Source organism: Paenibacillus sp. IHB B 3084 (assembly GCF_001447315.1).
Classification (GTDB): domain Bacteria; phylum Bacillota; class Bacilli; order Paenibacillales; family Paenibacillaceae; genus Paenibacillus.
The window spans coordinates 5,312,677-5,336,899 of the sequence record NZ_CP013203.1 but is presented as its reverse complement, the minus strand read 5'-3'; the positions used below and the strand labels follow the sequence as shown (position 1 = coordinate 5,336,899).

The window sequence follows — 24,223 nt, the reverse complement described above, 5'->3', positions numbered from 1 at the left end:
AATGAATTTCTAACCCCTCAATTCCGTACAACTCATAGCGATGTCGCCATTTCACTAAGGTGTGACGCTGATGTTATGTTTTTTGCTACTTCCACACGACTGCTCAATCCTGCTTTTAACTCCTGTATGATGGCTAGTTTCTCAATCCTATTGTATTCGTTCTTCTTAGACAAAGGAAAACTCCCCTTCAAGTAGCGGTTTATTTATTAAACCTGTCTACTTGAAGGGGAGCATATCAAAATGGGTAGCCTGTTCCGTAATTTATAATAGCGAGGTTACGAACTTCACTTCCGGAAAGCGGCTATCCGGTCCTTTCATTAAGATTCCGCCTTGATTTTTCAGATACTTATCGAAGAAATCCAGCATATAGGCATTGATAACGGAGTTCGCTCTTTCGGGCGCAATCTTTCCTGTAATGCCCAGCATTTTGAAAATCGGAGAAATGAATTGTACGTCGGTAAAATTCAAATGCTCCGTATTTTCGATATAGAGGACTTGTCCCCCTTCGTCGACCGTTTCGCGCATCCGTTGAAGCTCCAACTTTTTATCTTCCGTTACTTGATCCTCCCACTCTCTTGTTGATCCCATACGGTTAAGCTCTGCATCTGTGTAGACCCGGTTATCCATCACCATTTTTAATTTTTCGAAATAGCTTTCCGAGTTGATGAACAAAAACGGCTTTCGCAGACCCTCTCTGTCACGCAGTCGATAAAGCCCTCCATCAAAGTCTATTCCAACCGTGATTCGCGGATCGTAAGAAGTGTCATAGGCCGTCGCTCCGCCGATGGAATGGCCGAACACCCCGACATGACCGAGATCAATCTTCCCTTTTAGATGACTTGGAATCTGCCCCGATTGGATGAGCTCGAATTGGTCCAGCGTAAACGCCACATCGCCAGTTAAAACTTTTCCCAACTTGTCACGATTTCCCCTTTCTGTCCGGTAATCATGGGCAGGCGAAAATAAGTCGTTGGTTGTGCTGGTCGTGATTCGACCGTCCGGAAACTCGGTTGCAAATGTATTGTAGGTGTGGTCGATCACTGCCACGATATATCCGTGACTCGCGAGATTTTCGGCTTGCGACGTGTGGAGGAACCTGGAAGAGCCGTTGCCGGGATTTGCAAGGATCAGCGGGTATGAAGTCTGTGCCGAAGAGACTTTCGCTCCCGAATAAGCATGACTGGATACGTACTTCAGGTGTTGAAACGTAAACCCGGGAAGGCCATAGTTCGCGGCCATATAACGTAAAATCTCGGTATCGGGAATAAAGGGAGCGTACTTGCCGGTGCTAGCTTGAGTCGGATACCAGACCTGAACCATCAATTCCCTCTTGCCATCTCTGGCTTCGTCGAAAATCTCTTCCCTATTTGTATCCACGAAATGAAAAGTTTGCGTTCCTACCTTAAATTCGCCTGTCGGTTCAGGTAGTCTAAATACAGGAAAGGCATACATGAGACCCGCTGTTACGACCAGCATTATCGCTATTGCGGTATAAGCTGAACCCAACATGAATCGTGGGATTTTTTTTGGCCGGTTTTTTTAAACCAGCTATAACCTGAAATGGCTAAAAAAATGATCGTTATGCAATATGGGAAAAATAGCTGAATTCTGTATCCTTCCACCATCCAATGAATGACCAGTAAAAGTGTGGCGATCCCGCTTGCAACGAATACTGGAATTCTACGCCGTCCTTTTTTTAATAGGACTGTTAATGCAAACAAGCCGATGTTTGACAAAAAAAGCAACAGTTCAAACAGCCTCATCTCGATTCTCCTTTTAAAAAATTTCTATTTTCGTTTGTTCCAATCTTATCCTGTCAGGCTGGCCAAAGCTATCGATTTGCCTTACATCTACCTTACAATTTTGTAATTCGATCTTGCGGTTTTGGAGGACTAGTAAAACGGTTTCTTTTCAGCTTGAAAGAGCAAGGTTATAATAGTTTACAACGGAACCTAATCCAGCCTATTCAAACCATAGAAACACAGTAAGTTCCAATCGCTCTTCGGCGAAGGCATGCTGGTGTTTTTTTAAATCAGAAAAGGAGCCAAGTCCTATGTTTAGTATCCTGATTGTAGAAGACGATCTTAAGCTGGCGCAGCTGCTTCAATCATATATGGATAAATACGGGTATCGAGCTGAAGCGGTCCAGGAGTTCGACCGAGTTATGGAGGTGTTCCAGAGCATTCGTCCGGATCTCGTGCTGTTGGACGTCAATCTGCCCCGTTACGACGGCTATTACTGGTGCAGGCAAATCCGAACGGTCTCCACCTGCCCGATTCTGTTTATCTCCGCCCGCGACGGCAAGATGGAGCAGGTCATGGCGCTGGAGAACGGGGCGGACGATTATATCGCCAAGCCCTTCGATTATGAAGTGGTAATGGCCAAGATCAAGAGCCAGCTTCGCCGCGCTTATGGCTCATACGCCCCAACAAGAGGGAACGGACTGTGGAATGCACAGGACTCGTGTTGTATCCCGAAAGGCTTGAGCTGACCTTATCCGGCAAAACCGTAGATCTCAGTCATAAAGAATCCTTGCTGATGGAAACACTGATGGAAAGCAGCTCCAAGGTGGTCAGCCGCGATTGGCTTCTGAACAAGCTGTGGGACGGTCAACAGTTAGTTGACGACAACACGCTTAATGTCAATATCACGCGCATCCGCAAAAAATTATCCGAGCTCGGCGTTGAAGAAGCGTTGGAAACCGTGCGGGGAGCCGGGTATAAACTGCGGCCTTTCTGGAGGGAGGAGCCATGAAGCTGTTTTGGAGAGAGCATGTTCCGTTAGTGTTCATGTATGCCGGACAGCTTCTGCTGACTGTTTATATGTGCCGCTTATCCGGTTTCCGAAATACCTTCGATCTTGTGTACATCTGCATGGTAAATACGGCCTTGCTCGCTTTTTACTTGATATACCGTTATATCCGCCATTTTCGATTTTATCGGAGACTGACTCGTCCTCTTTCGTCAATTGACGAATCGGCCGAATTTGTCGGGAACGCACCGCTCGCGGATGCACTTGGGCATCTGCTCCAGGGGGAGTATCGTCTTTATCAGAACGATATCCAACGATACCGTAAGAAGCTAAACGATCACATCACCTTTATCAATCAGTGGGTGCACCAGATGAAAACCCCGCTATCCGTTATGCACCTTGCGGTTCAGAAAGAAACCGACCCCTTCTTTGACAGCATTCGAGAGGAAATAGACAAGCTGAAGAAGGGGCTTGACACGGTGCTGTATACCTCACGATTGGATGCGTTCGAGCAGGATTTCGTGGCGGAGCCGGTGCATCTTCGTCAGCTGGTCGGGAAAGTAACGGCTGAACACAAAAATTTATTTATCCGCAATAAGGTCTTCCCGGAAATCCAGGTGGATGACCGATTGATGGTCATGTCCGATGACAAGTGGCTTGCATTCGCACTCGGCCAATTAATCACCAATGCGGTACGGTATTCGGCCGGCGCAAGCAGCCGTGTCATGATTACCTCTGATGTGCGCGGACAGCGAGCCGTTCTTGAGATTCGGGACAACGGCGCCGGAATCCCGAAACAGGATATCAAGCGGGTCTTCGACGCGTATTTTACAGGGGAAAACGGTAGATGGTTCGGCGAATCCACCGGCATGGGGCTCTACCTGGTTCGGGAGATCGCCTCGCGGCTTGATCATCGCGTCGAGCTTGAATCCGAGCAGGGACAAGGAACAGCAGTACGTATATGGATGGGAATCGCGCATGTTCATGCTCTATGAACATGCTTTGTTTTTTATTACAGCATTGTAAGATTTGTTTAAGAATAATCGATGGGATAGCGATTGAGGATCGGTTATGATTATGCGAGAGAGCCTTGGAAATTCGAAATTCCGACCGTATGAAAGGAAGAATGCTTGATATGGATATGTTAATCGTGCGCAATCTGGGAAAAGTTTATGATGGCAGTATCGCGTATAGGGCGATGAGCGACATGAATCTGGTTGTCGAGAAAGGCGAGTTTGTCGGGATTATGGGTCCTTCAGGCAGCGGCAAAACAACGCTGCTGAACGTAGTATCCACAATCGACACGCCTACCTCCGGGGAAGTGTTGATTAATGGGGAAAACCCCCATTTGTTATCCAAACACGATCTGGCCCTGTTCCGCAGACGGAAGCTGGGCTTTGTCTTTCAGGATCTTAATTTGCTAGATACGCTGACCATCGGGGAAAATATCATTCTCCCTCTTACGCTGGATGGGAAAAGCGTGAAGGAGATGGACGCCAAGCTTCATCTGGTGGCCGAAAAACTGGGCATCACCCAAATTCTGAATAAACGAATCTATGAAGTGTCGGGAGGGCAACGGCAGAGGGCTGCCATCGCAAGGGCCATCATTCATTCCCCTTCGCTGCTGCTGGCCGATGAGCCGACAGGAAATCTCGACTCCAAATCCTCTCGAGATGTGATGGAAACCATGGAGGCCATCAACCAAACCGATCATACGACCATGCTGCTGGTCACCCATGACGCTCTCGCGGCTAGCTACTGCCACCGGGTCGTATTCATCAAGGACGGTCGGCTCTATAATGAATTTTACCGGGGAAACAACCGGCAGGCCTTCTTCCAACAGATTATCGATATGCTTTCACTAATGGGAGGGAATGCACATGAGCTTTCACCGCTTCGTGTCAATTAAGAGGAGTTCCCGGCTTATCCTTTCCATGATGACCATTACGGCAATAGGTCGGGAGGGTCAATAAATGACGTTTCGACAATTTGCCTTCCGCAATGTAAGCCGGAACAAACGAACGTATGCCGCTTTTTTTCTGAGCAGCGCGTTTTCGGTGATGATCTTTTTCATTTATGCTTTTTTTATTTTTCACCCTGCAATTAAAAATTCTGATTTCAATTGGTCGGCCGTTACGGCAATGACGGTTGCGGAATATATCGTCTATGTGTTCTCCATCTTCTTCGTATTCTATTCCGTCAGTGCCTTCCTGAAATCCCGCAAACGGGAATTCGGCGTGCTCATCATGCACGGCATGACCTACAATCAGCTGCGACGCATAGTCTTTATCGAGAGCACGGTGATCGGTTTCGCTTCCATTGTGGCAGGTCTTGCCGCCGGCATGCTGTTCGCCAAGCTATTCATGATGATCGGAGCCGATGTGATGCAGATGAGCCCGCTGCCATACTACATGCCAAGCAAAGCAATTCTGCTCACTCTGTCCGCATTCGTGCTGTTGTTTCTCGTCATCTCCGCGTTCACTGCCGCATTCGTACGGGCCAGCAAGCCGATCGATCTGCTGAAAGGTGGCGCCAAACCGAAGCCTGAGCCTAAATCATCCGTTTTCTTTCAATTACAGCGTTCTGCCTTCTTCTTGCCGGATACATCATATCGTTTCTAGTTAAAGGCGCCACGGTCGTTATCGCTCTTTTGCCGGTCACGGTCATAGTCATCATCGGTACTTACTTTTATACACTCAGTTGAGCGTGTTTGTGATTCGCACTTTGAGAAGCAACCGCTCTGTCTTTTTGCACAAAACGAATGTGCTCGTTTTTTCCGACATGGCTTACCGCATGAAGGACAACGCCCGCATGTTCTTTCTCGTGACGATCGTTTCGACAGTCGCCATTTGCGCCATGGGCGGCTTGATGGGATATCAGGAAACAATCCACAAACAAATCTCGGATGCGTACCCGTTTGCCTATAATTACATTCAAACCACCGGCGATGTCGGGCAAGCAGCCTATCAAACGAAAATAATCGAACAAGTGCTCAAAGAACGGGGAATTCGTTATGATAAATTGTCCGTCCATTTAGCGAACTTCGATTCGATAAATGGACAATCACTGAACTTCATCCGCCTGTCCGAGTATACCAAGCTTGCCAAAGCCTTGGATTACCCGGTACTGTCGCTGCAGGGAAATGAAGCCGCGACCATCTGGACCATGAGAAACCGGCCGTTGCCGGAACGCGAGTGGTCAGTGAAGGGAACATCCATCACATTCAACATGAAACAAACCGTCGGAAAGCCGGTCACGCCTCCCATTGTCGATGAACCGCTGTTGATCGTTCAGGATGAGATGCTTGACTCCTTTGGCAATCCGAAAGAAGAACATCTTTTAACCGCTTACGATACGGACAGCGCCGATTCAACGGCGGACACGGGGGAGGCCATCGCTCAACAGCTAGGATATGCACAAACCTCCGGTTTTTGGTTCACATCTCCTGCCTATTTGGAGGAACAGATGAAGCGGACCTATAATCTGATGCTTTTCGTCGGATTGTTTGTCAGTTGCGTATTTTTTGTTGCATCGGGAAGCTTTCTATATTTCCGGCTGTTTACCGACCTGAATGATGACAAGCAGAAGTACCGTTCCATAACGAAGATCGGGTTGACCGACAAGGAACTTGAGAAGGTGGCGACTCTACAGATGGCGCTGTTGTTTTTCGTACCGCTCGCGGTCGCGCTCATCCACAGCTCGGTTGCGCTATACGCTCTGCATAATCTGCTCCATTCGCCGGTGATTCATTCGGCCATTACGGTCTACAGCGTTTTCCTTGTCGCGCAATTCCTGTACTTTCTACTGATCCGTGCCCGTTATTTAAAGCATTTGAAACAATCAGCGGGTTTTAACTGATTGCCCCTATTTCTGAAAGGACCGTCGGCTTGGAACCGGATCGCAAGACTTTTCAATGGTCTCATACGACCCCAAAAAGTAACAACCATAAAGACGTCTCTTATCCAACAAGTGATATTGGAAGTTCTTATGATACAGATATCTCATTCTCTGTCGGGGTTTACGATGGTTTGACTCAATCCACGCTCACAAATAAGAAAGATTTTATTGATGAGAATACACCAGCTGTATTCTACAACATGAGTATTGTAACAACTTTTTCTTATGGTGGAAAAACCTATACCCATACGACTGACTACACGTATGACGAACCAAGGCGCTGGACATCACCTATTGCAACAAAGGTAACCAAGGAAGAATCAGGAAATACCAATAAGTATGTGGTTAATACATCACAGACTTATAACGACTATGGTAGTATCACAAGCGCTGTTGACGTGTTGGGTGTAACAACAACGTACACCTATGATGCAACGTCGCATTTACTTGTTGGTGTCTCGAAACCAATTTCTGCTACTCAAACACAATATACGGAATATGTACGTGATGCAGTTCATGGCAATGTGACAACAATTCGTGTTCGTGAAGGTAATGTAACGGGAGCAATTCTCCAGGAAACAATTACTGAGAACTATGATGCGTTTGGGAACACGTTGCAAACGAGAGTCAAAAGGATGCAGCGAACTACGTTACCTTTCAAACAGAATACAAAACAACAGCACCTTATTCTGGAGCATACCCAACAAAACAAACATCGCGGTCACAGATGCAAATGGTGCTGCTTCAACGATCATTAAACAGTACGACTACAACACATTGACTGGTCAACTTAAAACGTTTATTGATGGAAATACCAACCCTACAAACTACGAATATGATGCTATTGGATTTGTAACAAAGGTGATTCATCCAGACAATAGGGCTGTCCATTCTTGGCGGCGTCTTTCTCTGGTCGACATGAGGTAACCTCCTGTTTAATTAGGTTACCTTCATCCTCTCATGAATGTTTAAGCTGTTGAAGGTGTGCAGGGTTTGACGCTTACATATAAAGAGAGGGTAACTCGTGAAAAAATTAATTCTGGTGTTAATAATAGATGGGCATTACAGAACAAAGGTTAAGGGGAAGCTTGGAGCACCACTGCATATTCTTCATAAAAAGTGAGTCTTTTTTTCAACACATGATATTTTTGGGGAGGGTATTCGGGCTATTTTCAGGACACGGACGGCCATTTATGGGAAGTCGTCTGAAAATCCGGAGTGGGAATTCGCGGAATGAGTCTGAAAATCGGAAAGCAAGCAATTTTGATCATCCTGGAAGCAGTTGCGTGGATAAGAGGTAAAAAAGGGTATTCCGCAGCCGGAAGGCTTCTCGGGATACCCTTCTTGTAGATATTTTCAAATCAAGCCTGCCTGTCGTGCGGCATCAAATGTCTAAACATAAGCCCCAGCTTTAACAGTAGCAGGTGGTCAGTATTCTTCAAATCCAGATTCAGCAGCCCCGAAATTTTCTCCAGCCTGTACAGCACCGTGTTGCGATGGATAAACAGCTCACGCGCGGTATCATTCACATGGCCGTTGTTGGCGAAATAGGCTTCAAGCGTGTGCATCATCTCGCAGGCATATTCCTCGTCCTTGTCCAACAGTGGACGGAACAGATAAGAGCAGTACCTGCTCATGACCTGCTTCGGAATATGTTTGAATAGATAAATGAATTCCAGGTCGGCAAACATGACAACCGTTTCGCTTGAACCGAGCTCCGTGCTGATTCTCTCGGCCTCGGCACACTCCCGGAAGCCGTCGATGAACTCCTCCATACCCATCCTGACTTTGCTGATGTAACATGTCCTTGCTCCTGCTCCGTGGTCCCATGCGTGCATCAAATCCGCATACAAACGCGCGGAATTCTCATACTGTCTGCGCTTCTTGGCCTCCTCTTCCGGAATGGGAAAGAGGGAATATACGCGGTTCATCACATAGAAATGATGGGATTCCAAGGAGGCCGTCTTTGGATGGTCCTGAAGCTTATCCCGAATCTCCTTCAGTCTGCGTCGCTGACTCTCATGGTCCCATGTATCAGCTCCTGTGGAGGATATCATGCATACGTAGGGAGTGCTCCAAAATGTGCTTCCCAACGCTTCGGCAAATTCGAGAACCGTTTCCCGAGAGGCGTTTCCCTTCAAGTAACGCTCCATGGCCGCACCAAGACGACTGCCCGCCGCAGAAGCCTCTTGATTCCAGATGATCTCCAGATGATAGGAAAGAATAACGGCAGCCTGGTGAAAAATGCCCTCCATATCATGTGCTTCCTGCAGATTTTCGGTCTGAACCAGCAAGTAACCGTATGATTTTCCGTTTTTCAGCAGGTGGACCCGATACAACAGGTTGTTGGCTGCCTTATAAAACCGATTGTCCTGATGCCAGGGCCAGTGACTCAATAGCTCTATTTCGGAACAGCTTGTCACGTTATACAAGGCCTGTCCCTCGGAGGAGACGATGGCTACAGGATGTCCCAAAATGCTGGTGATACTTTGAAAATAATTGGTGTACTCATCCGCCTGCATCGCAAAATCAACCAGCTTCTTCTGCGTTTCAAGCAATTCATTCAGCCGGCGGGTATCACGTTGGAACTCGGATTGGAAAAGAGCAGTGATCTGCTCGGAGAAGGTGAATTCAAAAGGCAACTCAATCAGGGGGAAGCTCAAACGGTCGGCTTCAAGCAGGGCAATCTCGGGAATTTCCGTCCAGTAGCGGCCAAGCTTGATGCCAAGCCCGGAGGCCCCCCGTTCATTCAGCTTTTGCAGTAAATTGACAAATTCCTCGGGTGAATCCCTGATCGCATAAGCCGTAGTCAGCAGCAGCTCCCCTTCCTTTAGCCAATTGATCACATCCGGGGCATCCATCAAATTAATGGAGGTGATTGTTCGGGAAATTCCCTTTATACCAGCAGCCAGCTTCCCTTCCGATAACGGATAGACCATCAAGGCGTCTTCTATAGTTAAATGCATGTCAAATCACTCCCCCAAAATGATGCGTATATGATTCAGGTCCCGGACACGACGTAACTTTTTAAGCAATTATATAGGGTTTCCTCGACTTTATGCAATCCTTTTCGTCTCTTATATGTAATATAAGTTAACATTATTTACTGGTAATTCTGTTTTTTAACCAACCAATAGCCCTCTTTGTTAGATTAAAAACCAAAATTATGTTAGGAATATTTACATTCATATTTTTTAGCTTTATGATAGGACACAACTTCAAAGAGAAGAGGGGATTCAGATGCAGCTTACCCAAAATCAACAGGCTGCGGCCGAAAAGGACAGCCGTTCCATGCTTGTTATCGATGATGTCGGCAAAATCTACCCCAATGGCACTGTAGCTGTGCAGCATGCGGATCTGCATGTAGGGGAAGGGGAATTTCTCTGTTTTGTCGGCCCTTCCGGTTGCGGTAAATCGACTATTTTTAATATGATTGCCGGTTTGACGGAACCGACCTCCGGTCATCTGTCTGTGCTGGGCACCTCACCGAAGGAAGCACGCAAGCAGAATGAGATTGCCTTTGTGTTTCAGGAGCATACCCTGCTGCCATGGGCCAAGCTGATTGATAATGTCACCATGCCTCTTACTTTGCGCGGAGTATCCAAGAAGGAGCGTATTACCGAAGGGGAGCGGGTTCTTGAGCTGGTAGGTCTGAAGGAATATATGAAAGTGCTGCCCCGTGAGCTGTCAGGCGGAATGAAGATGAGGGTATCGATTGCACGAGCGTTGATATCCAGACCCCAGTTGCTGTTAATGGATGAACCGTTTGGCGCTCTTGATGAAATTACCAGGCAGACGCTACAGGATGAACTGCTGAATATTTGGGAACAGGACAAAAAGATGTCGGTTCTGTTCATTACGCATAACGTGTTTGAAAGTGTGTTTCTATCGACAAGAGTAGTGGTGATGACGCCCCGTCCCGGTAAAATTTCGGACATCATCGATATCCCGTTTGCTTATCCAAGGAATGATGGATTCCGGACCCGTCGGGAATTCAGTGAATATGTACGTAGCGTGTCCGCTGTGCTGAAACATTGATAGCCAGAAATGAGAGGAGAGTGAAGAAAAATGGAAGAGATCGCATCCATTTCAGCCGTTGAAACGGCAGTGGGTATCCAGGCTTCCGCGAAGGGAAATGCCCGCAGTGGTTATCCGGCAGTCGAGAATAAGGTCCTGAGCCTGCTAAAGAAAGTTCTGCCGCCATTTGTGGTGTTTGTCCTGTTTATCGGCGGATGGGAGATCATCGTGCGGATGATCGGAATGCCTCCGTATATTTTGCCCAAGCCATCCGATATTGCGGCGGCGGCCGCCGAGAACAGCACGAATCTGATTACGTCGGTAAGCACAACCATTGTAGAGGCGTTGATCGGTTTTGTGATTAGTGTAGTGCTCGGCATTTCATTAGCCATTCTGCTGGCGCTGTCCAAAACGGTGGAAAAAAGCGTATATCCGTACGCCATTATCCTACAGACTATTCCGGTCGTAGCGGTAGCCCCGATCATTGTGATCTGGTTCGGAGCGGGGATTAATGCCATTGTGATCATCTCATTCCTGATCAGCTTTTTCCCGATTTTATCGAATACGCTGATCGGGTTGAACTCAACGGATCAGAACATGAAAAATTTATTCTATTTGTATAATGCGAGCAAGCTGCAGACCATCTGGAAGCTGCGATTTCCGGCGGCGCTCCCGTACATTATGGCGGGGCTGAAAATTTCATGCTCCAGTTCAGTTGTCGGAGCGATCGTGGGTGAATACATTGCCGGCATTGGCGGCGGACAGGGTGGACTCGGATACGGGATTACCGTTGCGGCAACCCGCCTGCAAACTCCTTATCTGTTCGCCTGCGGTTTGGCAGCATCCATCTTGGGAATAGCATTTTTCCTAATCATTAACATGGTATCGAACAAGCTTTTGAAGTCCTGGCATGAGTCGGCAATGAAATGATACCAGAACCGGGAGAGGGTCCAACATGTCCAAATATCTTATGAACTTACGGTACAAGAAGTGGCTGCTGTTGGCTGCAGCTTTGATCATGTTGCTTCTGAGCGCATGCTCCAATTCCGGCGCTCCGGAATCCTCGGCCCCGGCGAAGGGGGAAGACGGAACGGATCTGAAGCAGGTGAGACTGATCGAGGGCTGGTACGCCAAAGGGGAAGATGGAGGCTATTTTGCGGCATTGCAGCAGAACTACTACAAGGACAAGGGGATCGACATGACGATTCAACCGGGAGGTCCCGAGGTGTCAACCATGCAGCTTGTCGCTGCGGGCAAAGCCGAATTCGGTATCTCTTATGCAGATGAAATTTTGAAGGCGCGGGAACAGGGAATCCCTGTTGTTGGCATCCTTGCCGGCTTTCAGAGCACACCGCAGGTTCTTATGTACCACAAAGGGCAAGACATCCAGGATTTCACCGACCTGAACGGCAAAACCGTATACATCGGTACAGCGGTGCCTTACTGGGAATATATCAAGAGCCAATACAATCTGACGGATGTAAAAGAAATGAAGTATAACGGACAGCTTGTCAATTTTATTAATGACCCCAATTCGCTGAATCAGGGCTACATCACGAACGAGCCTTACGCGCTTTCCCAGCAGGGGGTTGAGGTGGACTATCTGAAAATCGCCGATTCCGGTTATGCGAACTATGCGGATGTTCTTTTTACAACGGAAGACTACCTCAAAAATCACCCCGATGTCGTAGAGGCTGTGGTTCAGGCAAGCCAGAAGGGTTGGAGCTATTATCTTGACAACTATAAAAAGGTAAACCCGTTCATTCATACCTACAATCCGGATATGACGGTAGAAGCAATGAATTATGAGGCGGTGCAGGAAAAGCCCTTTATTCTTAACAAGGAATCCGAGGCAAACGGTATCGGTTATATGACAGAGGAACGCTGGAGCACCCTGCAGGATCAGATGATCAAGAGCAGAGGATTAACGAAGGCACAGGATGTTGCCCAGGCGTTCAAGACCGAATATCTGATGAAGCCATGAGTGTGAACCGAGTATTTATAGCCTCAAACCAGAATTTTCAGAAAAATGAGGGGACTTTATATGTTCAAACTTGGAAATCAAAAGAGCTATTGGCAAGTGTCCGAAACGCTTGTGGATCTAAGGCGGACGCAAAAGTACGGCAAGCCCGTAACCCTTCCTGCACAGCCGCAGGAAATCATATTTGATCTGGAACATACGGCGCTCATTGTCATTGATATGCAGAATGATTTCTGCACACCAGGAGGCTGGCTGGATTCCATCGGGGCGGATACATCGCCGCTCCTGAGCCCGGTCAGTCGGCTGAATCGGCTGCTGCCTGAGCTGCGTAAAGAGGGTGTGCCCGTCATCTGGGTGAACTGGGGCAACCGGGAAGACCGGATGAACGTGCCGCCATCCGTGCTCCATGTATACAATCTGGACGGACGGGGCAACGGCATCGGGGATGCGCTGCCGGGGAACGGCTCCAAGGTACTGGAGAAAGGCAGTTGGGGAGCGGCCATTGTCGACGGCCTGGATGCAGCCCCTGACGATATCTATGTGGATAAATACCGCATGAGCGGGTTTTGGGACACACCACTGGACAGCATCCTGCGCAATCTGCATATTCAGACGGTGTTGTTTGCCGGGGTAAATCTCGATCAGTGTGTCATGCATACACTGCAGGACGCAGCTTGCCTCGGATATGACGGTATACTTCTGGAGGACTGCTCGGCAACGAACTCCCCGGCTTTCTGCATGGAAGCCACCTTATACAATATCAAGCAATGCTATGGCTTCGTCGCCGATTCCACCTGGCTGGTGGAGGAGCTGGACGGGGCAGCGGCCCATAAAGAGGGAAATACACCGGAAGAGCTGGCTCCTCTGGAAGGGTGAGCGGATGGGAGGGGGGGACTCGATGAAAGATCAATGGAACGCCGTTGTAAACCACCAGGTGACGGTTGAACCGACAGGACAGGGGACGCTGAGCGGACTCGGTTTTATGGTCAAAGACGTGTTTGCTGTCCGTGATTATACAAACGGCGCGGGCAATCCGTGTTGGCTGGAGACACACAGCCCGGCGGCGGAGCACGCGGAAGCGCTCAGCCTGCTGCTACAGCAGGGGGCGCGGCTAACAGGCACGACACATACGGATGAGCTGATGTTCAGCCTGAACGGTGAAAATGTCCATTACGGAACACCGGTGAATCCGAAGGCCCCGGACCGTATCCCTGGCGGTTCATCCAGCGGATCGGCGGTCGCCGTCGCCGCAGGGCTTGCCGACTTTGCCCTTGGAACGGATACGGGAGGATCGGTACGGGTGCCCTCTTCGTACTGCGGAGTCTATGGAATACGTCCGACGCATGGGATCGTCTCCGAGAAAGGCGTTATCCCGCTCGCTCCCAGCTTCGACACCGTCGGCTGGATGGCAGGCGATCCCGAGACGCTGCGCCGGGTAGGTGAAGTGCTTCTGCCGCAGGCAGCCTCGGGTTTCGGCTTTAGCAGGGTGCTGATCGGTGAGGATGCCTGGGAGCTGGCTGATACCGAGAGCAAAGAGGCGCTTGCCTCTTGCCTGGAGTTGCTGTGCGGCTTGGCTGAGAGCCATGAAGCTGTTCGCATCGCCCCGCAGGGTCTGCCTGAATGGATGGCCATGTTCAGGACGATCCAGGGCTACGAAATATGGCAGGAGCATGGGACCTGGATTGAACGTGAGCAGCCGGTCTTCGGATCGGATATAGCCGGGCGTTTCTCCTGGGCAGGCACCATTGAACGTGCCGATCAGGAGAAGGAAGCAGAACGCCGGCTTGAGGTGCGCAAGCACATGGCTGACCTGCTCGGAACAGATGCTGTGCTTGTGATACCGACGACTACCGGAGCGGCCCCGAAGCTGGGGCTGGCCGGGCCGCTCATTGAAGAACGAAGAGTGCGAACGATGCGTTTGACCTGCATTGCTGGCTTGTCGGGACTGCCGCAGCTTACGATCCCCGCTGCCGGGATACTGGGCTGTCCGGTCGGTATTTCCCTCATCGCCGGCCCGGGACAGGATCGGTGTCTGCTGGAATGGGCTACATCCCTTGTTCCGGCAGTAAAAGGATAAGATTATCATTCGATATATAAGGCCATTAAGCTGCGCGAAAAGAACATCAAAGCCGCAGGAGAAAGGGTGTCAGTTATGTTTCAACGATATGAAGGAACGACATGGGAGGAGCGCTTTTTGCCCCGTCTGACAAGCAAACAGGTCAAAGAACTGCCGAAGGAGAAGGCGCTGGTTATTCTGCCGGTCGGAGCTGTGGAGCAGCATGGGCCCCATCTGCCTGTATATACGGACACTCTGATTGGGGAGGCGACATTAACACAAACGCTGGAGCGGGTGCGGCCGGATAAGGAGATATGGCTGTTGCCTCCGGTCTCGTATGGCAAAAGCAATGAGCATATCGGGCTGCCGGGCACCATTTCCTTGTCTGCGGGCACGCTACATGCCATAATGCTGGACATTGCAGAAAGTCTGAAGGCCAGCGGTTTTCGCAAGCTACTGCTGTTTAATACGCATGGCGGCAACGTGGATTTGCTGAATACCGTATCACGGGAAATCCGGATTAGAACGGGGATGATGGTTTTCTATCTCAGTCCCAGCAGTCTGAATGTGGCGGAGGACCTCCTGTCTCCCGAGGAACTGGAATACGGAATTCACGGCGGCGATTATGAGACTTCTCTGGTCATGTCCATTAAACCGGACTGGGTGCAGAAAGAGTTCCTTGTCAAAGAGCTTCCCGATATGTCCTCTTACCGTTTTCTTACATTAGAAGGGAAAATCCGCTTCGCCTGGAAGATGGCTGATATATCCGCTACCGGCATTGCCGGGGATGCTACGATGGCCACGCCTGAGAAGGGCAGGATCATTCAGGACAGAATTACGGCGATTTTGTCGGAGGCGCTGGAGGAGCTGTGTGATTTTGAAATCACCGATGTCCGCGGGACTGAGACGGCTCAGCAGCCGGCAGGAAGCCGCCCGTGAAGCTCGTCAGTCTTAAACACGGCGATGGGGAACAGGCCGCAATTGAGCATGAAGGCCGATTTTTCCTACTGGAAGAGATCAATAGGGCGGAAGGAAGCGCATGGGGAACCTCCGTCATGGAGATATTGCAGCAGGGTCAGTTGGAGGAGCTTGTCCTGTGGTATCAGAAGCACGGGAACGGAGCATGGTCATCGAGCCCTTTCATACCAGCGGAGGAGGCGATACCAGCCCCTCTCTTCCGCCACCCCCGCAAAATATGGGGAATTGGCATGAATTATGTACAAAAAGCGATCGATCTCGCCTCCACTCCTCCAGAGCTTGAGCCGATCTGCTTCATGAAGCCGGACTCAAGCCTGATCGGGCCGGAAGAGCATATCCGGCTACCGGCTCAGTCCGTGAATGTGACATCAGAAGCGGAGCTTGGCATTATTATCGGCCGAAACTGCAAAAATGTGCCGGAAGAACGCGTGCGGGACGTCATCGCCGGCTTTGCCGTAACCCTGGATATGACAAGCCAGGACATTCACGCACGGAATCCCAGATTTCTGCAGCGATCCAAGGTATTCGACACATTTTTCAGTCTCGGGCCACAGCTAATAACACCTGACGAAATAAGCGATCTGCAGAGCCTTGCTGTTGAAACCGTATTGAACGATGAGGTTATTCATAGCAATACCGTGTCTCGCATGATTTATCATCCATGGTTTATTGTCTCGTATTTTTCACAGATGATGACTCTCTATCCAGGCGACGTGATCATGACGGGCACACCAGGGTCCGTCCAGATTCAGCACGGAGATGTTGCCGAATGCAGAATCAGTGGCTTTATGACGCTTCGTAATCCGGTAGCGGATGCAGAATACAACCATCAGTAATTTTCCTTGGGGAGTGGTAATGAGATGAACAAGTACAGACAAAAGGGATCTGCTGTTTTACTGGTAGCAATGCTTTCCTTATCAACATTACTGGCTGCTTGCGGCAATCAGCAAACTGCTCGGAATGCCGCTGCTGAGACACCGGGTTCCACGAGCGAAAGCGGGGAACTCACGGCAGTCACACAGGTGACGAACTGGTTTGCCCAGGCTGAGCACGGCGGTCTGTATGCGGCAAAGGAGCAGGGGTATTACAAAGAGGCTGGTCTGGATATGACCATCCAGGCAGGGGGCCGCAGGTGTCTCCTACACAGATCGTGGCTTCCGGCAAAGCGCAGTTCGGACTTACCACGGCGGATCAACTGCTGGTCGCCCGTGAACAGGGAATCCCCTTGGTAGCGGTTGCGACGATTTTCCAAAAAAGCCCTCAGGGACTTATGGTTCATGCCAACCAGAACATTTCCTCCCTTGCCGATTTGAACAACCGTGCCGTTTACGTGGGGGCAGGCTCGGTGTTCTGGGATTATGTGAAGAGCAAATACCAATTGGATAATGTGAAGGAAATGGCTTATACCGGTTCTCTGGCTCCTTTTATACCCGATGAAACGGCTGCCATACAGGGATATGTAACCAGTGAGCCGTACGAGATGAAGCAGCAGAATGTGGATGTTAAATTCCTGCTGCTGGCGGATGCCGGTTATAATCCGTATTCCAATGTGCTGTTCACGACAGAGCAGTATATTCAGGACCATCCCGATCTTGTGCGTGCCTATGTCGAGGCTTCGATGAAGGGCTGGGATTATTACAAGACCAATTATGATAGCGTGAATGACGTCATTTTAAAGGAAAACCCGGATTTTACGAAAGAAAAGCTGAACTATGCGGCGGAAGCGCTCATCCCGTTCGTATATGAAGGTGATGCGGCGGAACATGGTGTCGGCTATATGAAAGAAGAGCGCTGGGCGGAGCTGGGACAGCAGTTGATGAAGATTGGAGCATTGAAAAAAGAGCCCGATGTCAGCAAGGTATTCACGGATAAGTTCTTGCCGCATTCTTAGGAGGAAGGGCCTTTAGGCGGGCTGAATGAAAACATACGGGAGGGGAACCGAATGAATGAACATTGGACAGCTATTCTGAAAGAACGCATCGATCCTGAGCTACTGCAGTGGGAGGAGCCAGCAATTGCCAAATATTCGATGGATTATCATCACTTCTCCCCTGTGCTAACCAGTCAGCTGCAGGGCAAGGTCGCCGAGTGCATCGCCAGTCCACGCACCGAGGATGAGTTTGACACTCTGCTATCCATTGCCGCGGAGCTGGGGGTTCCACTTACCGTCAGGGGCAATGGTACTGGCAACTATGGCCAATGTGTCCCGGTCACAGGCGGAATCGTGCTGAATCTGGCGAAGTACAACGAGGTTCTCGAAACGGGAGAAGGCATAATGCGGGTTCAGGCTGGAGCAAGGCTAGGCAAAATGGAATCCACTGCCCGCAAGGCGGGCTATGAGCTGCGAACGATGCCTTCCACCTTTCAAACTGCGACGATCGGCGGTTTTTTGAGCGGTGGTTTTGGCGGCATCGGTTCGATCAGTTGGGGAACCATCTGGGACGGTCTGGTACGTTCCCTGAAAATCAAGACCGTCGAGGTTCAGCCCCGTACCATTGAGCTTCAAGGAGAAGAGGTGCTGCCTTACCTGCATACCTACGGTACGATTGGCATTCTGTCCGAGGTGGAAATTAATCTGGCTCCGCGGGTGGAATGGATGCAGTGGGCAGTAACCTTTGACAGCTTTGAACAAGCTTTTCGCTTCGGGCAGTTGGTTGCCGAAGATACGTCCTTTATAAAGAGGCTCATTTCTATTCATGAATGGCCGATTTCATCCTATTTTGTACCTCTCGATATTCCCGAAGGGCGTACCGCTGTACTGCTTGAAATGGATACGGCCTGTGAATCGCGGCTGGAGCATGCCATAGCGGAAAACAGCGGGCTGACGTCTAAAAAGGTCTCCGCCGAGCAGTATCATAAAGGCGTCGGTGTATCCGACTTTACATGGAACCATACAACCCTGTGGGCGCGCAAGGCAGATCCGGGCTTGACTTACCTGCAACTGAATTTTGATCCTGCCCATGCCCTTGAGCAAATCTCGGCTATGAAAAAGGAATATCCGGAAGTGATGAATCATATAGAATTTGCCCGGCAAAGCAGAAATTTGCTGATTTCCGGCCTGCCGCTGGTTCCCTTCACAACGGAGGAACGCCTGAATCAACTGATGGAGCGTTACGAGGAAAACGGGGTTGTAGTCAATAATCCGCATACCTGGGATTTGAAGGAAGGTGGACGATCATACGCCCACGACCGTTTGTGGGAGATCAAACACCACAACGATCCGAAGGGAATTCTAAATCAGGAGAAATTAAAACGACCGGCTGTCAGCGGCATCTGATCAACGGTTGATGGGAGATTTTCCACACAGCAGCAGCAGGCTTACCATACGGATTTTTATAGTAAATCCGGATCTACAGCAAAGGAGCGGGTCGCATGAAATTTGGAGATGTGGTCATCCACCGCAAGGTTCCTTGTACGATGCGTGACGGTGTAACGTTGTATTCAGATATATACATGCCTGATGAGACGGGAGAATATCCCGTGCTGCTGATGCGCCAGCCCTACGGCCGGTCGATTGCCTCTACCGTTACGCATGCCCATCCCGTCTGGTATTCCAGTAAGGGATACATCGTGGTAATCCAGGATGTCAGGGGACGGGGAGAGTCGGAAGGCGAATTTGAACCGTTTGTACAGGAAGCTGAGGACGGCTTTGATACCATCGAATGGGCAGCAGTTCTGCCCGGCTCGACCGGGAAAGTAGGCATGTATGGTTTCTCTTATCAAGGGCTCACACAATGGGCTGCGGCTTCCCTTCACCCGCCCGCGCTCAGGGCGATTGCGCCGAGCATGTGCCCGGCAGACATGTACCATGGCTTATTTTACCCGCATGGCTCCTTCGCGCTTGGCAATCACCTGCCGTGGGCTTTCCAACTGGCTCGTGATACGGCGCAAAGGGCGGGTGACTTCGAGACGGCCGAGCAATGCTCACGGTTTATGCGCAGCCCCGAGGAGATGCTGTGGAAGATGCCACTGAATGAAAGACATCCGATTCTGGAGCAATACTTTCCTGCATTTTATGATTGGATCGATCGTATAGAGTACGATGAGTACTGGGAGCGGATGAACTGGATCGACGAGATCGTCGGGGAGCCGGTGCCAGCTTTGCATATTGGCGGCTGGTATGACGGTTTCCTGATGGGCACGCTGCAGTCGTTTGAGGCTCTGCAAGCTACTGCCACACCGGATTGCTTTCATCGGCTCATCGTCGGCCCGTGGGCCCACATTCCATGGGGGCGTAGAGCGGGCGGAATCGATCATGGCGAGCAGGCGGACGGCGGTCATCATCTGGAGCAGCTGCGTTGGTTTGATTATTGGCTGAAGGGCAAGGAAGACACGGAATTGTCCGGAGAACCGCCGATCCGTTATTTTGACCAATTGAGTCATGAATGGCATACGGCGGAGCAGCTACCTTTTGTACTTGAGGGTGAGCCCTCCCCGTCCGAATGGTTCTATCTATCGGGGTCACAGACCCCGGCAAACGGTGCGGCAGGAGGCGGCAGACTCGAAAGGCATAAGGAAGACGTGGAGGAGGCTGTACCGGATGTATTCGTATACGACTCGCGTCTGCCGATGCGTCTGGACTCTTACCTGCCGTCCGACCGCATGGCCATTCAGGAACGGCAAGAGATTCTGGTATATACGGGAGGACCGCTTGCAGAGGATATCCCGATTTTTGGGTCACCGGAGTTGTCCGTTCAGTACCAGACACTGGGAGGTCCGACGGATCTGGTGGCCGTCCTCACGACCGTATCCGAGAATGGAACGGCCCGGCTGCTCAGCGTGGGCCGTACGGAAATCTGCAGTGAAGGAGCAGAAGCCTCCAATGAATGGAAAACGGCGCGGATCCGGCTGCGTCCCTTGGCGGCCACCCTGCCGGCTGGCACGTATGTCCGGCTTGAATTGACAGGCAGCGCCTTCCCGTTGTTCGCCCGGCATCCGAACGGTGTCAGGGGTGAGTCGAACAGTACGGAAACAGGCGGGCTGAAGATTGCCACCACGGCTGTGCGCAGCACGGAACAGGACATATCCTGTTTGAAGCTGCCGGTGAAAAGATGACAAGCGAAGCATAAATTAAAATCAATCAAAGTGAGGTTGAATGTATATGGTGAACATTCCAGGACTGGTTGCCGGTAACTTTGAGAATTGTCCCGTCCACAAAATTTCCGCACAGGATACGAACAAGTTCATACTGCTGTGCGACAGGGAGCAGGTGCCTTTCACTTCATTTGTAGAGATCTTCGAGGTGGGAGGCAGAACTCCATCCAATGAACACCGGGAAGCTTATGAATATTTTTATGTGCTGAAAGGGGAGGGGGTTGCCAAAGTTGGCAACGAATATGAGACTCCGATCCGCCAAGGCTCATTCATTATTATTCCGCCGGGCAACCATCACGATATTATCAACACGGGCAGCACACGCCTGTATTGTCTGACGACCATGGTACCGGACGAATTGTTCTCGGATATGATCAAAGCAGGTCCTGTCGCCGAGCTGGATGAGGAGGATCTGGCCGTGCTTCAGGCGCTGGCTACCGCGCAATGAGTACAGGGCTGCATTTCATTAATGTACACCTTCCGCATCGGGAAGACTCCCGTCTGTATGAACTAAAGGCGGAGGGTGGGAAATGGGTTAGCATCCGGCGACAAGACCGTTTCCTTGATGCGGGGGATAGCGGCGGTTCCCGTCTGATTGCCCCGCAGCAGGCTGGATCGGACCTGAAACGGCTGGCGGACGCGGATTGCATCGATCTGCGGGGCGGCATTATGCTTCCCGGATTGGTCGACTGTCATATGCATCTGGACAAAGCCTTTTCGCTCGTGCAGGTGCCGAACCGCTCCGGCACGCTTCAGGAAGCCATTCATAATTACAGCCAGGCCGTACAGAGCTTCAGCAAGGAGCAGCTGACAGAACGCATGCTGACAGCCGCCAGAATGGCACTGAGCTACGGGACCACGACCATAAGGAGCCACCTTGACTTCCCTGTTCATTTGGGGAGAGAGGTGGCCTTTCGGACAATTGAGGCAGCCTTGGAGGTACGGGAGAAGCTAAAGGGCAGTATGGTGATCCAATATGCGTTGATGGTTCCGTTTCGCGGCAATCATGAAGTTGCGGATGAGGCAGTCGAGGAAGCGCTGCGGATGGGGATTGATGTACTGGGCGGAGCTCCTCATCTGGCAGACGACCCTGAAAGGGAGATTGGCAGGGTTTTCCGGCTGGCGGAACGTTTCGGGGTACCGGTTGATCTGCATGCGGATGAAAGTGACGACCCCGAAAAAAGAACCGTGCTGAGCATAGCAGAGCATACGATTTGCTGCGGCTATCAAGGCAGGGTGACGGCAGATCATCTGTGCTCGCTGTCCGCGATGACGGATAAGGATGCACAGCATGTGATGGGGAAGATGAAGGAAGCCGGTCTTAACGCGGTAACGCTGCCTGCGGTGAACCTGTATCTTCAGGGACGGGAAGATCGCGGCCTGGTAAGACGGGGCACAACGCGAATTCGCGAGCTGCTTGCGGTGGGCATTCCGCTGGCGGCGGCCTCCGACAACATTCAAGACCCGTTCCATCCGTTCGGCCGCGGGGATCTGATACAAATCGCCCAAATTACATCGTATGCGGCCCACATGGGCAGTGAACGGGATTTGGTACAGCTGCTGCGGATGATCACGGATATACCTGCTGGTATTACAGGCTGCGAAGGGTACGGAATAGAAGAAGGGTATGCCTGCAACTTTGTTGTAACGGATGCGGCTGATGCGACGCAACTGCTGTCAGGCACAAAAATGAGCCGCTGGGTGTATGCCTGCGGCGGCTGGCAGTCCGCTCTGCATGCATCTCAGGCATATGCGTAAAGCCGTATAAAGTAATGGCATCAAACAGAATTGATTTATCAGTTATAAAGGGGAGAGAAAGTGGGGGGCATAATGGTTGCACCGATTACAGGAACACAGACGATGGTTGTCAGCCCTCATTATTTGGCAAGCGCGGCCGGATCGCTTATTTTGCAGCAGGGAGGTAACGCTTTTGATGCCGCCGTGGCGGTGAGTGCCTGTCTTGCCGTCGTATACCCACATATGACGGGATTGGGTGGCGATTCCTTCTGGCTGACCTATAGCAGCCAGGAGGGAAAAGTCAGGGCCTATAACGCGAGTGGCCGTTCGGGCAGCCGGGTTACAGCAGCCTGTTTTGCGGGCGAATCTGCCATCCCGCAGCGGGGACCCCGCAGCGTCATTACCGTGCCGGGCATGGTGGACGGCTGGGATGCCGTACTGCGGGAATACGGCTCGAAGACACTGGCAGAGGTGCTAGAGCCCGCGATCCGCTATGCGCTGGAAGGCTTCCCGCTGTCGCCGGACCAGCATGCCAATACGGCCGAGCGCTTCGAGGTGCTGGCGGCTTATCCGCAGACGGCCGCCATCTATCTGCCCGGAGGAAAGGTCCCGGAGCAGGGCAGCTGCTTTGTGCAGTCTGCTCTGGGAAGCAGCCTGCTGCAGATTGCGGACCATGGCCGGGACGAATTTTATTCAGGCAGTGTTGGTCAGGAGATTGTTCGCTCACTTGCGGAGCAGGGCGGTCTATTGACGCTGGAGGATTTTGCGAGGCACAGAGGTGAATGGGTGGAGCCGATCAAGGGGAGCTATCGTGGTCTTGACCTTTACCAGGTCCCGCCGAACTCACAGGGCTTTACCGGCATCATGGCGCTTCATATTCTCGAGCAGTTTGATTTGGGCAGTATAGAGCACGGTTCCTATGAGTACTATCACCTGCTTGTGGAGGCGCTGAAGCTGAGCTTCCGTGACCGAAACCGGTATTTGACAGATCCACGATTTTCCTCCATCCCTCTGGACCGTCTGCTGTCCAAGTCCTACAGCGCGGATCTGGCAGCCTGCATCGATATGGACCACTCTCTGTCGATAGATACCCAGCCTGTAGGCAATGATACGGCGTACGGGGCGGTTGTAGACGGAGAGGGAAATGCCGTCTCCTTTATCCAAAGCCTGTATTTTGAATTCGGATCGGCTGTGACGGGAGGAGACACCGGCATTCTGCTGCAAAACCGGGGCTCGTTCTTTTCCTTGGATCCTTCGCATGTGAACAGGCTTGAACCGGACAAGAGAACATTTCATACGCTGATGCCGGCGATGGCCTGCCGCAATGGAAAGCCATATATTTTATATGGCACCCAGGGAGGGGAAGGCCAGCCGCAGACGCAGACCGCGCTGCTGACCCGCATGGTCGATTACGGCATGGACCCGCAGACCGCCGTACATGAACCGCGCTGGGTGTGGGGCCGAACATGGGGGGAGGAAACGCAGGATCTGAGACTGGAAGGCCGGATCGCTAAAGAAGTGCAGCGTCGTTTGAAGCTGGCCGGGCACGTGGTAAAACCGGTTGAGGATTTTGCCGGAGCTATGGGGCACGCGCATGCCATTTTGATCGATGACAGCGGCTTGCGGATCGGCGGCACGGACCCCCGCTGCGATGGAGCAGCCATCGGCTGGTGATCCGGGAACGGGACATAGCCTTAACAGTACACATTAGA

18 protein-coding genes and 3 pseudogenes are annotated in these 24,223 nt (G+C 51.0%); 19 read left to right on the top strand and 2 right to left on the bottom strand.

Annotated elements, in window-relative coordinates; genetic code table 11:
- Positions 1–261 precede the first annotated feature (261 nt).
- Positions 262–1,763: pseudogene (locus tag ASL14_RS24955) on the bottom strand (alpha/beta hydrolase family protein).
- A 290-nt stretch (positions 1,764–2,053) separates the two neighbouring features.
- On the opposite strand from ASL14_RS24955, the pseudogene ASL14_RS24950 reads away from it, so the two are divergent.
- The 6 genes and pseudogenes from ASL14_RS24950 (at position 2,054) to ASL14_RS24925 (ending at position 7,406) form a co-directional block, all read left to right on the top strand.
- Positions 2,054–2,754 (top strand): annotated as a pseudogene (locus tag ASL14_RS24950) (response regulator transcription factor).
- On the top strand, positions 2,751–3,746 hold the full coding sequence (locus ASL14_RS24945) for a sensor histidine kinase (RefSeq protein WP_134914152.1): 996 nt from the start codon (positions 2,751–2,753) through the stop codon (positions 3,744–3,746). Before ASL14_RS24950 ends, ASL14_RS24945 begins: the two are co-directional and overlap by 4 nt.
- 140 nt (positions 3,747–3,886) lie before the next feature.
- On the top strand, positions 3,887–4,660 hold the full coding sequence (locus ASL14_RS24940) for an ABC transporter ATP-binding protein (RefSeq protein WP_025682142.1): 774 nt from the start codon (positions 3,887–3,889) through the stop codon (positions 4,658–4,660).
- A gap of 64 nt (positions 4,661–4,724) precedes the next feature.
- On the top strand, positions 4,725–5,372 hold the full coding sequence (locus ASL14_RS24935) for an FtsX-like permease family protein (protein ID WP_134914150.1): 648 nt from the start codon (positions 4,725–4,727) through the stop codon (positions 5,370–5,372).
- A gap of 91 nt (positions 5,373–5,463) precedes the next feature.
- Positions 5,464–6,609, top strand: coding sequence for an FtsX-like permease family protein (locus tag ASL14_RS24930; protein WP_134914148.1), 1,146 nt, complete (start codon positions 5,464–5,466; stop codon positions 6,607–6,609).
- 29 nt (positions 6,610–6,638) lie between these two features.
- Positions 6,639–7,406, top strand: coding sequence for a hypothetical protein (locus ASL14_RS24925; RefSeq protein ID WP_134914147.1), 768 nt, complete (start codon positions 6,639–6,641; stop codon positions 7,404–7,406).
- Positions 7,407–8,009: 603 nt separating this feature from the next.
- Here ASL14_RS24925 and ASL14_RS24915 read toward each other — a convergent pair.
- A complete protein-coding gene (locus ASL14_RS24915) occupies positions 8,010–9,614 on the bottom strand; it encodes a PucR family transcriptional regulator (RefSeq protein ID WP_134914145.1) in 1,605 nt (534 codons plus the stop codon).
- Between the two features lie 274 nt (positions 9,615–9,888).
- Here ASL14_RS24915 and ASL14_RS24910 point away from each other — a divergent pair, with 274 nt between their 5' ends.
- From ASL14_RS24910 to ggt, 13 genes and pseudogenes are all read left to right on the top strand, one after another.
- Positions 9,889–10,686, top strand: a complete 798-nt coding sequence (locus tag ASL14_RS24910) for an ABC transporter ATP-binding protein (RefSeq protein ID WP_134914143.1) — start codon at positions 9,889–9,891, stop codon at positions 10,684–10,686.
- A 30-nt stretch (positions 10,687–10,716) separates the two neighbouring features.
- On the top strand, positions 10,717–11,595 hold the full coding sequence (locus ASL14_RS24905) for an ABC transporter permease (protein ID WP_134914141.1): 879 nt from the start codon (positions 10,717–10,719) through the stop codon (positions 11,593–11,595).
- A 25-nt stretch (positions 11,596–11,620) separates the two neighbouring features.
- On the top strand, positions 11,621–12,649 hold the full coding sequence (locus tag ASL14_RS24900) for an ABC transporter substrate-binding protein (RefSeq protein WP_134914139.1): 1,029 nt from the start codon (positions 11,621–11,623) through the stop codon (positions 12,647–12,649).
- Between the two features lie 60 nt (positions 12,650–12,709).
- Positions 12,710–13,522, top strand: a complete 813-nt coding sequence (locus ASL14_RS24895; protein ID WP_134914137.1) for a cysteine hydrolase family protein — start codon at positions 12,710–12,712, stop codon at positions 13,520–13,522.
- A gap of 22 nt (positions 13,523–13,544) precedes the next feature.
- On the top strand, positions 13,545–14,723 hold the full coding sequence (locus ASL14_RS24890) for an amidase (RefSeq protein WP_134914135.1): 1,179 nt from the start codon (positions 13,545–13,547) through the stop codon (positions 14,721–14,723).
- Between the two features lie 75 nt (positions 14,724–14,798).
- On the top strand, positions 14,799–15,641 hold the full coding sequence (locus tag ASL14_RS24885) for a creatininase family protein (RefSeq protein ID WP_187644822.1): 843 nt from the start codon (positions 14,799–14,801) through the stop codon (positions 15,639–15,641).
- Entirely contained in the window at positions 15,638–16,516 is an 879-nt protein-coding gene (locus ASL14_RS24880) for a fumarylacetoacetate hydrolase family protein (RefSeq protein ID WP_134914132.1), read from the top strand. Before ASL14_RS24885 ends, ASL14_RS24880 begins: the two co-directional genes overlap by 4 nt.
- Before the next feature lie 24 nt (positions 16,517–16,540).
- Positions 16,541–17,571: pseudogene (locus ASL14_RS24875) on the top strand (ABC transporter substrate-binding protein).
- Between the two features lie 51 nt (positions 17,572–17,622).
- Positions 17,623–18,957 (top strand): FAD-binding oxidoreductase, encoded by a 1,335-nt coding sequence (locus ASL14_RS24870; protein ID WP_134914130.1) that lies wholly within the window; start codon positions 17,623–17,625, stop codon positions 18,955–18,957.
- Between the two features lie 95 nt (positions 18,958–19,052).
- Positions 19,053–20,735, top strand: a complete 1,683-nt coding sequence (locus ASL14_RS24865) for a CocE/NonD family hydrolase (protein WP_134914128.1) — start codon at positions 19,053–19,055, stop codon at positions 20,733–20,735.
- Positions 20,736–20,781: 46 nt separating this feature from the next.
- On the top strand, positions 20,782–21,222 hold the full coding sequence (locus tag ASL14_RS24860) for a cupin domain-containing protein (RefSeq protein ID WP_134914126.1): 441 nt from the start codon (positions 20,782–20,784) through the stop codon (positions 21,220–21,222).
- On the top strand, positions 21,219–22,532 hold the full coding sequence (locus ASL14_RS24855; RefSeq protein WP_134914124.1) for an amidohydrolase family protein: 1,314 nt from the start codon (positions 21,219–21,221) through the stop codon (positions 22,530–22,532). The genes ASL14_RS24860 and ASL14_RS24855 overlap by 4 nt, the downstream gene beginning before the upstream one ends.
- A gap of 72 nt (positions 22,533–22,604) precedes the next feature.
- A complete protein-coding gene (ggt, locus tag ASL14_RS24850) occupies positions 22,605–24,185 on the top strand; it encodes a gamma-glutamyltransferase (protein WP_134914632.1) in 1,581 nt (526 codons plus the stop codon).
- Positions 24,186–24,223 lie beyond the last annotated feature (38 nt).